Origin of the sequence: Tropicimonas sediminicola (assembly GCF_900188335.1) — a bacterium.
In the GTDB taxonomy this organism is placed as follows: Bacteria; Pseudomonadota; Alphaproteobacteria; order Rhodobacterales; family Rhodobacteraceae; genus Tropicimonas; species Tropicimonas sediminicola.
Genome location: NZ_FZOY01000001.1, coordinates 85,654 through 98,803, shown reverse-complemented (window position 1 = coordinate 98,803; position 13,150 = coordinate 85,654). Strand labels below are relative to the sequence as shown.

At 68.5% G+C, this 13,150-nt stretch carries 15 protein-coding genes; 9 read left to right on the top strand and 6 right to left on the bottom strand.

Features of this window, described 5'->3' with window-relative positions:
* Positions 1-97: 97 nt before the first annotated feature.
* Together moaB and CHB86_RS00460 are read right to left on the bottom strand one after the other, a co-directional pair.
* Positions 98-640: a molybdenum cofactor biosynthesis protein B gene (moaB, locus tag CHB86_RS00465; protein ID WP_089230592.1), complete on the bottom strand. Its 543-nt coding sequence runs from the start codon at positions 638-640 to the stop codon at positions 98-100.
* An 11-nt stretch (positions 641-651) separates the two neighbouring features.
* On the bottom strand, positions 652-1,473 hold the full coding sequence (locus CHB86_RS00460; RefSeq protein WP_089230591.1) for a uracil-DNA glycosylase: 822 nt from the start codon (positions 1,471-1,473) through the stop codon (positions 652-654).
* 119 nt (positions 1,474-1,592) lie between these two features.
* On the opposite strand from CHB86_RS00460, the gene CHB86_RS00455 reads away from it, so the two are divergent.
* From CHB86_RS00455 to CHB86_RS00430, 6 genes are all read left to right on the top strand, one after another.
* Positions 1,593-2,537 carry an aspartate carbamoyltransferase catalytic subunit gene (locus CHB86_RS00455; protein ID WP_089230590.1) on the top strand — a complete coding sequence of 315 codons (945 nt, stop codon included), beginning with the start codon at positions 1,593-1,595 and terminating at the stop codon, positions 2,535-2,537.
* Positions 2,530-2,934 (top strand): hypothetical protein, encoded by a 405-nt coding sequence (locus tag CHB86_RS00450; protein ID WP_089230589.1) that lies wholly within the window; start codon positions 2,530-2,532, stop codon positions 2,932-2,934. The genes CHB86_RS00455 and CHB86_RS00450 overlap by 8 nt, the downstream gene beginning before the upstream one ends.
* On the top strand, positions 2,931-3,485 hold the full coding sequence (locus tag CHB86_RS00445) for a hypothetical protein (RefSeq protein WP_089230588.1): 555 nt from the start codon (positions 2,931-2,933) through the stop codon (positions 3,483-3,485). The genes CHB86_RS00450 and CHB86_RS00445 overlap by 4 nt, the downstream gene beginning before the upstream one ends.
* Positions 3,482-4,759, top strand: coding sequence for a dihydroorotase (gene pyrC, locus CHB86_RS00440; RefSeq protein WP_089230587.1), 1,278 nt, complete (start codon positions 3,482-3,484; stop codon positions 4,757-4,759). The genes CHB86_RS00445 and pyrC overlap by 4 nt, the downstream gene beginning before the upstream one ends.
* Positions 4,760-4,949: 190 nt before the next feature.
* Positions 4,950-5,552, top strand: coding sequence for a glycerol-3-phosphate 1-O-acyltransferase PlsY (plsY, locus tag CHB86_RS00435; protein ID WP_089230586.1), 603 nt, complete (start codon positions 4,950-4,952; stop codon positions 5,550-5,552).
* 55 nt (positions 5,553-5,607) lie between these two features.
* Positions 5,608-5,973 carry a DUF805 domain-containing protein gene (locus tag CHB86_RS00430; RefSeq protein WP_089230585.1) on the top strand — a complete coding sequence of 122 codons (366 nt, stop codon included), beginning with the start codon at positions 5,608-5,610 and terminating at the stop codon, positions 5,971-5,973.
* Positions 5,974-6,009: 36 nt separating this feature from the next.
* Here the strand turns inward: CHB86_RS00430 and CHB86_RS00425 are convergent, their stop codons facing one another.
* The 4 genes from CHB86_RS00425 to CHB86_RS00410 all read right to left on the bottom strand — a co-directional run bounded on the left by CHB86_RS00425 (position 6,010) and on the right by CHB86_RS00410 (position 9,624).
* On the bottom strand, positions 6,010-7,380 hold the full coding sequence (locus CHB86_RS00425; protein WP_089230584.1) for a glutamate--cysteine ligase: 1,371 nt from the start codon (positions 7,378-7,380) through the stop codon (positions 6,010-6,012).
* Between the two features lie 143 nt (positions 7,381-7,523).
* Positions 7,524-8,051 (bottom strand): hypothetical protein, encoded by a 528-nt coding sequence (locus CHB86_RS00420; protein ID WP_089230583.1) that lies wholly within the window; start codon positions 8,049-8,051, stop codon positions 7,524-7,526.
* On the bottom strand, positions 8,048-8,911 hold the full coding sequence (locus tag CHB86_RS00415; protein WP_089230582.1) for a GNAT family N-acetyltransferase: 864 nt from the start codon (positions 8,909-8,911) through the stop codon (positions 8,048-8,050). Before CHB86_RS00415 ends, CHB86_RS00420 begins: the two co-directional genes overlap by 4 nt.
* Positions 8,911-9,624 (bottom strand): 16S rRNA (uracil(1498)-N(3))-methyltransferase, encoded by a 714-nt coding sequence (locus tag CHB86_RS00410; RefSeq protein WP_089230581.1) that lies wholly within the window; start codon positions 9,622-9,624, stop codon positions 8,911-8,913. Before CHB86_RS00410 ends, CHB86_RS00415 begins: the two co-directional genes overlap by 1 nt.
* 31 nt (positions 9,625-9,655) lie before the next feature.
* Between CHB86_RS00410 and ubiA the strand changes: the two genes are divergently transcribed.
* The 3 genes from ubiA to CHB86_RS00395 all read left to right on the top strand — a co-directional run bounded on the left by ubiA (position 9,656) and on the right by CHB86_RS00395 (position 13,147).
* Entirely contained in the window at positions 9,656-10,648 is a 993-nt protein-coding gene (ubiA, locus tag CHB86_RS00405; protein WP_089230580.1) for a 4-hydroxybenzoate octaprenyltransferase, read from the top strand.
* A gap of 127 nt (positions 10,649-10,775) precedes the next feature.
* Positions 10,776-12,821 (top strand): OmpA family protein, encoded by a 2,046-nt coding sequence (locus CHB86_RS00400; protein ID WP_089230579.1) that lies wholly within the window; start codon positions 10,776-10,778, stop codon positions 12,819-12,821.
* Entirely contained in the window at positions 12,818-13,147 is a 330-nt protein-coding gene (locus CHB86_RS00395; RefSeq protein ID WP_089230578.1) for a hypothetical protein, read from the top strand. The genes CHB86_RS00400 and CHB86_RS00395 overlap by 4 nt, the downstream gene beginning before the upstream one ends.
* The last annotated feature ends 3 nt before the right edge of the window (positions 13,148-13,150 follow it).

The following is a 13,150-nucleotide window of genomic DNA, read 5'->3' as shown; positions in this document are numbered from 1 at the left end:
CCCTCAAGAGCCTAAGCCGAAAGTCGGAAACGGCAAAGCCACATGGGTGTTACGGGCGACGGGCGCTTTTCCGTCACCTTCGTATTTCACATTTCCGCTACTTCCTGCGCCGATGCTCGTCCAGCCGGGGCAGGATCTCGACGAAATTGCAGGGCATGTGGCGATAGTCGAGCTGCGCCGCGAGGATCTCGTCCCAGGCGTCCTTGCAGGCCCCGGGGCTGCCGGGCAGCGCGAAAAGGTAGGTGCCACGGGCCACGCCGCCGGTGGCGCGGGACTGAACCGCCGAGGTCCCGATCTTCTGCATCGAGACGATGGTGAACACGGTCCCGAAGGCCTCGATCTCCTTTTCATAGACGTCCCGATGCGCCTCGACCGTCACGTCGCGGCCGGTCAGCCCGGTGCCGCCGGTCGAGATCACGACGTCGATCCCGGGATCGTCGCACCAGGCGTTGAGCTGCGCGGCGATCTCGGCGCGTTCGTCGCGCAGGATCTTGCGGTCCGCCACGACGTGCCCGGCCGCCTCGATCCGGCCCACCAGCACGGCACCGGAACGGTCCTCCTCGAGGCCACGGCTGTCGGAGACGGTCAGCACGGCGATTCGGACCGGGATGAACTCCTTGGTCTCGTCGATACGGCTCATTCAGGGTCCTTTCATCCGAGGCTGCGCAGGCGGGCGGACAGCTCCAGCATGTCGGCCCAGGCCTCCCGCTTGGCGGAAGGATTGCGCAGCAGGTAGGCGGGGTGGAACATCGGCAGCGCCGGCAGGCCGAGCGTCTCGGCCCAGGTGCCGCGCAGCCGGGTGATGCCGCGCCGGCCGAGCATGGCCTGACAGGAGATATTGCCCATCAGCACCAGCAGGTCGGGTTTGGCCAGCGCGACATGGCGCTCCACGAAGGGTTTCATCATCGCGATCTCCTCCGGCTTGGGATCGCGGTTCTGCGGCGGCCGCCAGGGCAGGATGTTGGTGATGTAGAAGGCGCCGTCCGGCTCCGGCGCGGTGCGCGACAGGCCGATTGCCCCGAACATCCGGTCGAGCAACTGCCCCGCACGGCCGACGAAGGGCTTGCCCTGCATGTCCTCGTCGCGGCCCGGCGCCTCGCCGATGATCATCACCCGCGCCTCCGGGCGTCCGTCCGAGAAGACGAGGCTGCGCGCGCCCTTCTTGAGCTCGCAATGATCGTAGGCGGCGATCGCCTCGTGCAGCTCCTCGAGCGTGCCGGCGGCATCGGCCGCCCTGCGGGCATCGCTGATAGGGTCGACCTGGACCACCTGCACCGGCGGCGGCGCGGCCTTGGGCATGGAGATGCTGGACGCGGGTGCCGCTGCGGCGGCGGCCTCGCGGCGCCGCTCCGCCTCGGCCTCGGCCTGCGCGTACCGGTCGAGCGGCTCTTCCGAGATGCAGTAATCCGCGCCCAACTCGACCTGGAAATCGAGGGCGGCAAGCATCGCGTGATAGGACATGTCCTGGGCCATGAAGCCTTGCTAGCCGATCCCCGCAGAGTCGGAAAGCCGCCGCGACATCAGCGGCACCCCATGCCGTTGCCCACCCCCGCACCTCTGCTATAACCGCGCCAGACCACCCGGAGGGCCCCATGACTTTTCGCGCCAGACATCTTTTGGGGATCGAGCCGCTGCACCCGGTCGAGATCACGACGCTGCTGGACCTTGCGGACGATTACGTGGGCCTCAACCGCGCTGCGGTGAAGCACTCGGACGCGCTCGCCGGGCTCACGCAGATCAACATGTTCTTCGAGAACTCCACTCGCACCCAGGCGAGCTTCGAGCTGGCCGGCAAGCGGCTCGGGGCGGACGTGATGAACATGTCGATGCAGGCCAGCTCGATCAAGAAGGGCGAGACGCTGATAGACACGGCGCTCACGCTGAACGCGATGCACCCGGACCTGCTGGTGGTGCGCCATCCGCATTCCGGTGCCGTGGACCTGCTGGCGCAGAAGGTGAACTGCGCCGTCCTGAATGCCGGCGACGGGCGCCACGAGCACCCCACGCAGGCGCTGCTCGACGCGCTGACGATCCGGCGGGCCAAGGGAAGGCTGCACCGGCTCACCATCGCCATCTGCGGCGACATCGCCCACAGCCGGGTGGCGCGCTCCAACATCCTGCTGCTCGGCAAGATGGAGAACCGCGTGCGGCTGGTCGGCCCGCCGACGCTGATCCCCGCGGGCGCCGAGGACTGGGGCGTCGAGGTCTATGGCGACATGGCCGAGGGGCTGAAGGATTGCGACGTGGTGATGATGCTGCGACTGCAGAAGGAACGGATGGACGGCGGCTTCATCCCATCGGAGCGCGAATACTTTCACCGCTTCGGGCTGGACGCCGCCAAGCTGGCGCATGCGAAGGACGATGCCATCGTCATGCATCCCGGCCCGATGAACCGCGGGGTGGAGATCGACGGCACGATCGCGGACGACATCAACCGCTCGGTGATCCAGGAACAGGTCGAGATGGGCGTGGCGGTGCGCATGGCCGCCATGGACCTGCTGGCGCTCAACCTTCGAGAGGCGCGCGCCAATGGCTGAGCCCGTTCTCGCCAGCTGGACCTCCGACAAGGCAACCTATGTCCGGGGCAGCGTGACGCTCGCGGCGATCTGTTCGGTCGCCGCGGCAGCGGTGCTGGTCGTCATGGGCAACCCGACCCCGTGGGTTGGACCGGTGGGCGTGGTGCTGGCGCTCGGGGTGCGGGGTTTCTACCTCGCCTCCGAAGAGATCGGCGTTCGCTGGGAGCTGACCGAGACGACGCTCTCGAGTTCCTTCGGCAAGCGGATCGCCCTTCGGGACGTGGAACGCGTCCGGACCATCGGCACGGCGGTGCAGGTGGTGACACGCGGCGGCGACAAACACCTGATGAAGCACCTGACCGATCCCGAAGCCGCCCGTTCCCGCATCGCCGCGGCCGCGGGCGTGGAAACGGCATGACGGCAGGCGCTGGCGCCCCCGCACCCGCCGGCTGGGAGGGCATCCTGCAGCCGGGTGAGCGCGTGCTCTGGCAGGGGCGGCCCTCGGGAAAGGTCATCTTTGCCGGGCTCGATCCGCGACGCACGATCTTCGGCATCGCGTTCCTCTGCGTCGCGTTGATCTGGACAACGAAGTCGATGGGCCTGGGTGCCGGCGCGCCCTTGCCGATGCGCCTGGTCGCGCCGCTTGCGGGGGCGTTCTTCGTGTTCCAGGGCGCAAAGCTCGCCGGCGGCGAGCGCCTTTGGCAGGCCTATGTCCGGCGGCACAGCTGGTACACGCTGACCAGCCGGAGGGCGCTGATCGCGACCGAACTCTTCGGAAAACGTGCCCTGCAGGACTGGCCGATCACGCCGCGGACCGTGATCGATCTGGTCGAAGGCCCGCCGGCGAGCGTGCTGTTCGCTGATAGCGGCCGTCGCTTCGCCGGGGGCCGGCGCATCGGGTTCGAAATGATAGAGGACGGGCGCGAGGTGTTGAGCCTCATGCGCCAGGTCCAGAGGGGAGCCTCATGACTGAACTGGTACTGACCAACGCACGGCTGATCGACCCGGAGGCCGGCACCGAAACCCTCGGCACGCTGACGATCCGCGACGGGAAGATCGAGACGATCACTGGCGGCCGGACGGACGCGCCGGGGTCGGTGGATTGCGGCGGCAAGTACCTTGCGCCGGGGATCGTCGATCTTGGCGTGAAGGTCTGCGAGCCGGGCGAGCGCCACAAGGAGAGTTTCCGCTCGGCCGGGCGCGCCGCGGCGGCGGGCGGTGTCACCACGATGGTCACCCGTGCCGACACGCTGCCCGCGATCGATACGCCGGAGACGCTCGAATTCGTCACCCGCCGTGCCGCGCAGGACAGCCTCGTGCGCATCGCGCCGATGGCCGCCCTGACCAAGGAACGCGCCGGGCGCGAGATGGTGGAGATCGGCTTCCTGCTCGATGCCGGGGCGGTGGCCTTCTCCGATGGCGACGCGGTGACGACGGATACCAAGGTGCTCTCCCGCGCCTTCACCTATGCCCGGTCGCTCGGCGCGCTGGTGATCGCCCACCCGCAGGAGCCGGGGCTGTCGAAGGGTGCGGCGGTGACCTCGGGCAAGTTCGCCTCGCTCCGCGGCCTGCCGGCGGTCTCGCCGATGGCCGAGCGGATGGGGCTCGACCGGGACATCGCGCTGGTCGAGATGACAGGCGTGCGCTACCACGCCGACCAGATCACCACGCGGCGCGCCCTGCCCGCATTGGAGCGCGCCAAGGCCAACGGGTTCGACATCACCGCCGGCACCTCGATCCACCACCTGACGCTGAACCAGCTCGACGTGGGAGACTACCGGACCTTCTTCAAGATCAAGCCGCCGCTGCGGTCGGAGACCGACCGGCTGGCGGTGGTGGAAGCGGTGGCCTCGGGGGTGATCGACACGATCTCCTCCTTCCACACGCCGCAGGACGAGGAAAGCAAGCGGCTGCCTTTCGAGGAGGCGGCCTCCGGCGCCGTGGGCCTGGAGACCTTCCTGCCGGCGGCGATGCGGCTCTATCACGCCGACCTTCTGAGCCTGCCGCAGATCTTCCGTGCGATCTCGCTCAACCCGGCGAAACGGCTGGGCCTGCCCTGCGGGCAGCTGGCGGCGGGAGCGCCGGCTGATCTGGTGCTCTTCGATCCCGACGCCCCCTTCGTGCTGGACCGGTTCCGGCTGCGCTCGAAATCCAAGAACACGCCGTTCGACGGGCACCGCATGGAAGGCAAGGTTCTGAGAACCTGGGTCGGCGGCGTGGAGGTCTTCGGCGGAGAGGAATGACGCCGGGGCGCTCCCGCCCCCTCGTCCGGCGCTTGCGCGCCGGCTCGGGGTTGGGCCGCGCCGCCCTTCGGGCGGCAGCCTGTGGCCGGTCTGGCGCAATACGCATGCGGCTGCGGCGACGGGCGCCGCGCGCATGGACTTGGATGCCTCCGGCGGGGATATTTGAAGACAGAAGAAGACAGGAGTTGCCATGCCACCGCTCGAATCCGGCGGCCTCGCGCTGATCGCCACCGCGCTGCTTGCCTATCTGCTCGGCTCGGTCCCGTTCGGGATCGTGATGGCGCGACTGTTCGGGCTGGGAGACCTGCGCGCGATCGGCTCGGGCAATATCGGGGCGACCAACGTGCTCAGGACGGGCAACAAGCTGGCGGCCTTCCTCACCCTGGTTTTCGATGCCGCCAAGGGCGGTGTTGCCGTCCTGATCGCGCGGGCGCTCGTGGGAGAGGACGCGGCACAGGTGGCGGGGCTCTTCGCGTTTCTCGGCCATCTCTACCCGGTCTGGCTGGGGTTCCGGGGCGGCAAGGGCGTCGCGACCTTCCTCGGGGTGCTGCTGGCGCTCGACTGGCGCGTCGGGCTCGCCTGCTGTGCGACCTGGCTCCTGGTGGCCGTCGTGACCCGCTATTCCTCGCTCTCGGCCCTGGTGGCGGCGGCGCTTTCGGTGATCTGGATGCTGGTGTTCGGGCAGGCACAGATGGTCGTGCTGGCCCTGCTTCTGGGATCGCTGGTCTATGTGCGGCATGCCGAGAACATCCGCCGGCTGCGGCGCGGAGAGGAATCGCGCATCGGGGGCTGACAGACCAGCGGGCGACGGCTAGCCTGAGGTCGTTGCAGTTACCCGGAGAGTCCCGATGAAATTCCAGGACGCGGTTCGCACATGTCTCAACAAGTACGCGGTTTTCAGCGGGCGGGCGCGGCGCCCCGAATACTGGTGGTTCGCCTTGTTCAACCTGATCGGATCGGCGGTGACACAGTCGCTCGACCGCATGGTCTTTGGCCCCGACATGGGCGTTTTGGGCGTGATCTGGGGGCTGGCCCTGCTGGTGCCGTCGATCGCGGTGGGCGTGCGACGGCTGCATGACCTCGACAAATCGGGATGGTGGCTGCTGATCGCCCTGATCCCGATCCTGGGGACGCTGTTGCTGATCTACTGGCTCATCCAGCCCGGCACGCGGGGGCCAAACCAGTATGGCCCGGAGCCGCGCGTCGTCGTGTAGTTGGGAGCGCCGGGCCAGGACCGGCGCCCCGAACGTTCAGTAGGAATATTCGGCGAAGACGCGGTTCAGGTCGCCGCCCCAGTCACCGTGGAAATGCTCCAGCAGCTCGTCCGCCGGCACGCGGCCGGTTTCGACGCTGTCCTGCAGGGCGTTGAGGAAATGGGTTTCGTCGGGCACCAAGCCGCCGGCACCGGGGATCGCGCGGGCCTTCAGGCCGGACATGGCGATCGCCACCGACTCGCGGGCGAGGTCCTGCAGGCGCACGCCGTTGCTTTCGCCCTGCAAGCCATGGATCGAAGCGCCCACGCGCAGACCCTCGCGGGTTTCGGCATCGAGCCCTTTCACCAGGTCCCATGCGGCGTCCATCGCGCCCTGGTCGTAAAGCAGGCCGACCCAGAACGCGGGCAGCGCGCAGAGCCGCCGCCAGGGGCCGCCATCGGCGCCGCGCATCTCCATGTATTTCTTGATCCGCGCCTCGGGGAAGATCGTCGTCAGGTGATCGGCCCAGTCCGACAGCGTGGGCGTCTCGCCGGGCAGCGCCGGCAGCTCGCCCTTCAGGAAGTCACGGAAGGACTGGCCGAGCGCGTTGATGTACTTGCCGTCCCGGTAGACGAAATACATCGGCACATCGAGCGCGTAATCGACCCATTGCTCGAAGCCGAACCCCTCCTCGAAGACGAAGGGCAGCATCCCGGTGCGGGCATCATCGAGGTTGCGCCAGATGCGTGAGCGCCAGGACTTGTGGCCGTTGGGCTTGCCCTCGAGGAACGGCGAGTTGGCGAAGAGCGCGGTGGCGACCGGCTGCAGCGCGAGCGCGACCCGCAGCTTCTCGACCATGTCGGCCTCGGAGGCGAAGTCTAGGTTCACCTGCACGGTGCAGGTGCGGTACATCATCTGCTTGCCCAGCTCGCCGACGCTGTCCATGTAATCGGTCATCAGCCGATAGCGCCCCTTGGGCATCTGGGGCATCTGCGCGTGGGTCCAGGTGGGCGCCGCACCGAGGCCGATGAAACCGGCGCCGATCTCGTCGGCCACGGTCTTCACCTCACGCAGGTGCTCGTTCACCTCGTCGCAGGTCTCGTGGATCGACCGGAGCGGCGCGCCGGAAAGCTCAAGCTGCCCGCCGGGCTCGAGGCTGATATTGGCCCCGTTCAGCTCCAGCCCGATGATATTGTCCTGCTCGAAGATCGGCTCCCAGCCGTAGCGGTCGCGCAGCCCTTCCAGCATCGCCTTGATCGAGCGCGGGCCATCGTAGGGCAGCGGCAGGAGCGTGTCGCGGCAATAGCCGAACTTCTCATGTTCGGTGCCGATCCGCCACTGGTCCTTGGGCTTGCAGCCGCTTTCGAGGTATTCGACGAGTTGTTCGTACCGTTCGATCGGGCCGCCGCCGGACTGGGGGATGGACATCGGGTAGGGTCTCCGGGCAATCGCGCGTTCGGGGTTAGGTGCGACGCGTGGAGCGACAAGTCAAGGGGCGCCGAGCGAAGCGAGGCGCCCCGCCGGTCGACGCGCGCCAGCGCGGCGAAACCGGCCCGCACGGGCGGGCGGCGTCAGTCGGTCAGCAGTTCCTGCACCGGGCCGGAGCGCGTCCAGATGCGCCGGGCCTGTGTCGCATCGCCCTCCAGCGCCGACATCAGGGCGGCATTCTCGATGCCCGGCAACACGGCAAATTGATCGTAGAGCATCTCGGCTCCGGCGGCTGCCAGTGGCACCAGCAGCGCGTGTCCATCGGCCTGGCGCAGCAGCCAGCAGCGGCGGCCGCCCGCGACATCCAGAATCGAAAGCTCGACCAGTTCCGACAGGTCGACCGCCCCGCCGGTCACCGGCCCCATGTAGAAGATCCGGCCCTCGTCGACCTTGACCACGCCGGGCGCGTCGACCTCGAGCCGAAACCGCGCCCGCCGCCATGCCAGCACCGCGAGCGCCAGCGAGGCCAGGGTGACGATCCCGCCAAGCACGAACATCGCCGGGCCGCCGAGCCGGGCGAGCCAGATCCCTGCGAGCGCGCCGGCCAGTGCGGCCAGAACCTCGCGCCAGCGGGCGGCGGCGCGCGCAAGTTCGGGACGGATGAAGCTCATGCCGCGGCGCAGATCGTCTGCGGCTGCTCGAAAATGAGCAGCGTGAAGCGGCCGATGCGGTCGAAGCCGATCGCCTCGTAGGCCCGGGAGGCCGCCGGACCGGAGGCAAAAAGCATGGCGCGTTCCACGCCGGCCGCACGGGCCCGTTCGAGATGCAGCGCCACGGCGCGGCGGGCATGGCCCTGCCCGCGCTTCTCGTCCGGTGTGAAGACGTTCCCGATCTGCACCATGTCGGGCAGGATCGCATTGAACGAGGTCATCGCGCAGGGCGTGCCGCTGGTGTCCTGCAACAGCATCAGTGCGCCGCGCTCCATCATGCCGTCGATATCGCCGGGCGCGGTCTCGATCGCCTCCTCTGGCGAGAAATGGATCGTCTCGACGAGGTATTCCTCGCGCCAGTTGATCAGCAGATCGCGGTCGGACGGCAGCGCGCGGCGGAGCCTGGTCTCGCCGGGCGGCACCCAGAGGTGATCGAGATCGAGCGAATAGAGCGGCTCGTCGTCGTCGAGCTTGGCCGGCGCGGCGCCGAGCGCAAGCGCCTGCTGCACCGCGCGGGCCTGGTCACTGGCCCCGAGGATGCCCTTGATCTCCGCGCCGCAGAGGACGCGCCGCAACTCGACGGGCTCGGCGCCGCCGGGGAGCTGCACGAGGACGAAACCCGCCGTGCTGATCCCCAAGACGCCGCAGAGCGCTCCACCGGCCTCCGACTGAAGCCACATCCGCGTGGCGTGGGGCGCCTTGCCGCCGCAGGGGCCAAAGGCGCGCAGGTTGGAGCGCAGGAACATCGAGGTGTCGGATCGCGCACGCAGGAAAGTGTCGATCGAAGCGGTATCGTGGAGGGTTGCGGGACGGAATTCCATCACCAGTCTCCCAGGTGGCTCTGCCACAGCGTCATCGCCGCGACAGCAGCGGTGTCCGCTCTCAGGATACGCGGCCCGAGGCTCACGGCAACCGCCTGCGGCATGGCACGTAGCCGCACCCGCTCGGATTCCGAAAAGCCGCCCTCCGGCCCGATCAGGATCGCCCAGGGGCCGGGCGCGCCGGCCAGCGCCTCGCCGGCACCTACCAGCGTCTCGTCGCAGAACATCAGCCGGCGCTCCTCCGGCCAGTCCGCCAGCACCCGGTCGAGCCGGGCAAGCTCGGCGACCTCCGGCACGAAGGTTCCGCCGCATTGCTCGGCCGCCTCGACGGCGTGCGCCTGCAGCCGGTCGCGGCGGATTCGCTCGGAATTGGTGAATTCGGTCTGCACCGGGCAGATCCGCGCCGCGCCCATCTCGGCGGCCTTCTCCACGATGAAGTCGGTGCGCGCCTTCTTGATCGGCGCGAACATCAGCCACAGGTCCGGCGGGGTCTGGAGCGGCCTCGTCTGTTCGGCGCAGAGCAGCGTTCCGCCGCGCTTGCCGGCCTCGCCCACCTCGGCCCGGAACTCGCCCGAACGGCCATCGAAGAGCAGGACCTCGTCCCCCACGCCGAGCCGCATCACGCCGAACAGGTAATGCGCCTGCTCCCGCGTCAGTGAAACGCCTTCCCCCTGACGGAGGCTTTGTTCTACATACAGACGGACCTTAGCCATCGACCCTGTTCCCAATTTCCGGGCGGACCATATGACCGACTTGCCAAAGACGCCAGAGAGCACCCCCGAAACCTCCCCAGCCCCGGTTCCGGGCGCGGTCTCGGATGCCGTCGCCGGCAACTGGGTCGACGGCGTTTCGCCACCGGTGCTGCGCCCCTACCTGCGCCTGTCGCGGGCCGACCGTCCGGTGGGGTTCTGGACGCTGATCATCCCGAGCTGGTGGGGGCTGCTGGCCGCCGCCGCGGCCACGGGCTGGCGGGCCGTCGACTGGTGGATCGCCATCGCGGTCGTGCTCGGCGCGGTGCTGATGCGCGGCGCGGGCTGCACCTGGAACGACATCACCGACCGCGAGATCGACGCGCGGGTGGAACGCACCAAGTCGCGCCCCCTGCCCTCAGGCCAGGTGACCGTGAAGAACGCGATGATCTGGATGGGAATCCAGCTTCTGCTGGCTTTCCTGATCCTGCTCACCTTCAACGCCACCGCGATCTGGATCGGCATCGCCTCGCTCGGCCTCGTGGCGCTCTACCCGTTCGGCAAGCGCTTCACCTGGTGGCCGCAGCTGATTCTCGGCCTGAACCTGAACTGGGGTGTGCTGGTCGCCTGGGCGGCCCATACCGGCGAGATCAGCCTCGCGCCGCTGTTCCTGTTCTTCGGCGGGGTCTTCTGGACGCTCTACTACGACACGATCTACGCCCACCAGGACATCGAGGACGACACGCTGATCGGCGTGAAATCCACCGCGCGGCTGTTCGGCGACGAGACGCCCGGCTGGCTGCGGCTGTTCATGATGAGCACGGTGCTGATGATGACCGTCGGCGTGATCCTTGCCTTCGCCCCGGCGGGCAATCCGCTGGCGCTCGCCATCGCGCTTGTCGGGGCCTGGGGGATGGGTCTGCACATGACCTGGCAGACCGCCCGGCTCGACATCTCCGACCCAGCGTCGTGCCTCTCGACCTTCCGCGCGCTCACGCAGACCGGGATGATCCTGGTCGCGGCGTTCCTGCTGGCGCTTCTCGTCTGACGCCCGGACGATCTCACGCGGTCGTGAATCGGCGGCTCCCCGCCTGTCTGGCGGGGGTCGCGGCGATTGATCCCAATGCCTTGGCCCACTAAGACAACCGGACAGGGAATGAGGAAGAAGTGAACGCATGCGCCTGGGTCCGAAGATCATCTCCGCCGTCTCGCTCTTCCTTGCAGCCATCGGGTGCTGGATCGTCGCCACCCTCGCGGCGAACACGATCGAGACCCGGTCCGGGGATGCGGTCCGCATCGCGCTGATCGAAGCCGGCCATGAATGGGCCGATGTCAACACCGACGGCCTGCAGGTTCACATCGGCGGCATTGCCCCGACCGAGGCGCAGCGCTTCAACGCGCTGCACATCGCCGGCACCATGGTCGAGGCGACCCGGATCGTCGACGGAACGACCGTGACCCCGACCGAGCCGCTCGCCCCCCCGAAGTTCTCCATCGAGATCATGCGCAACGACGAGGGCGTGACCCTGATCGGCCTCGTCCCCGAAAGCTTCGACCGCGAGGCGACGGTCAAGACCATCACCGAGATGGCCAGCGGCGCCCAGGTCACGGACCTGCTCGAGGTCGCCAGCTACCCCGAGCCGCGCGGCTGGGACGCGTCGGTGCAATACGGGCTGACGGCGCTGTCGCGGCTGCCGCGGTCAAAGGTCTCGATCTCGTCCGGCAGGGTCACGATCGACGCGATCGCCGATTCCGAGGAACAGAAGCAATCCTTCGAGACCCTCATCAACCGGCGGGTTCCCTCCAGCGTCAACGTCCGCGTCAACATCACGGCGCCCCGGCCCGTGGTGACCCCGTTCACCCTGCGTTTCCTGATCGACGACGGCCAGCCGCGGTTCGATGCCTGCTCGGTCGACACCGAGCGCAACCAGGGCCGCATCCTGCAGGCCGCCGCCGAGGCCGGCCTGACCGAGGGCCTGGACTGTACGCTGGCGCTTGGCGTCCCGAGCCCGGACTGGACCAACGCGACCATCCTCGGCATCAAGGCCGTCTCCGAACTGGGCGGCGGCTCGATCACCTATGCCGACGCCGATGTCACGCTTATCGCACCGGAAGAGACACCGCAGGCGGTATTCGACCGGATCGTCGGCGAGCTGGAATCCAACCTGCCGGACGTCTTTTCGCTGCATTCCGTCCTGCCGGAGCCCGCCACGCCGGAGGATGACGAGGCAGAGGCCGCTCCGCCGGAATTCTCGGCCACCCGCAGTCCCGAGGGCCAGGTGCAGCTGCGCGGCCGGCTCAACAACCCCCTCGTGCGCAACACCGTGGAGAGCTACGCCAAGGCGCGGTTCGGCGTCGGCACCGTCTACACCGCCACGCGGATCGACGACGGTCTGCCGGAGGAATGGCCGGTGCGCGTGCTGGCCGGGCTCGAGGCGCTCACCGAGCTGGAACACGGCTCGGTCACCGTCACCGCCGATTTCGTCGATGTGCGCGGCACCTCCGGCAACGCCGACAGCCAGGCCGCCGTCGCCCGGACGCTGGAGGAGAAGCTCGGCAACTCGCAGAAATACGCGATCGACGTCACCTATGACGAATCTCTCGATCCGGTGGTCGAACTGCCGACGCCCGAGGAATGCATCGCCCGCGTGATTGCCGTGCAGGCGCAGGAGAAGATCTCTTTCGAGCCCGGCTCGACCGAGGTGGCGGGTTCGGCGATCCGCCTGATCTCCCAGATCGCGGACATCCTGAAATCCTGCCGCGACGTCGAGATGGAGATCGAGATCGCCGGGCATACCGACAGCCAGGGCCGCGAGGAGATGAACCTCGACCTGTCCCAGGCACGGGCCGACTCGGTGCTGCAGGCGCTGATCGCCCGGCGGGTGCTGACCTCCGGCATCACCGCCCGCGGCTATGGCGAAAGCGAACCGATCGCCGACAACGACATCGAAGAGGGCCGCGAGGCCAACCGCCGGATCGAGTTCCGGCTGGTGACCGAGGACGAGGACAGCGCCGAGGCGGAGGAAGGCTCCGACGAAGCCGCCGAAGACGCGGAGCAGCCTGAAGAGGGTGCCGAGACGGACGAGGCGGACGCGCCCGAGGCCGAAGGCGAGGCCGAGGAACTCGACGCCACCTCGGGCGCCGCTCCCGCGAGCAACGAAGAAGCAGACGACCAGCCGGCCGACGACAGCGGCGACGGCGACACGGAGGATACCCAGTGAACCGTTCCGAATTCATCATCGCCACCGCCGCGGTCCTGTTCGTCGCGTTCCTGCTCGGCTGGTTCGCCTCCTGGCTGATCCATCGGGTGACCCGGGTGACCCAGTCCGAGATGGGCGAGCTGGACCGCATGGCGCAGGAGCTCCACGACGCGGAGGAGACCCGCGACCAGGCGATCACCTATCTGCAGCAGCGCGAGGCGGAGCTGTCCAACCAGCTGACCCAGACCGAGGCGGAACTGCAGGCGGCGATGGAAGGGCTTCGGGACGCCCGGCGCGAGGCCGAGGAGCTGCGTTCCGAGGTGGACCGGCTCGGCGGCGCGGCCTGAGCC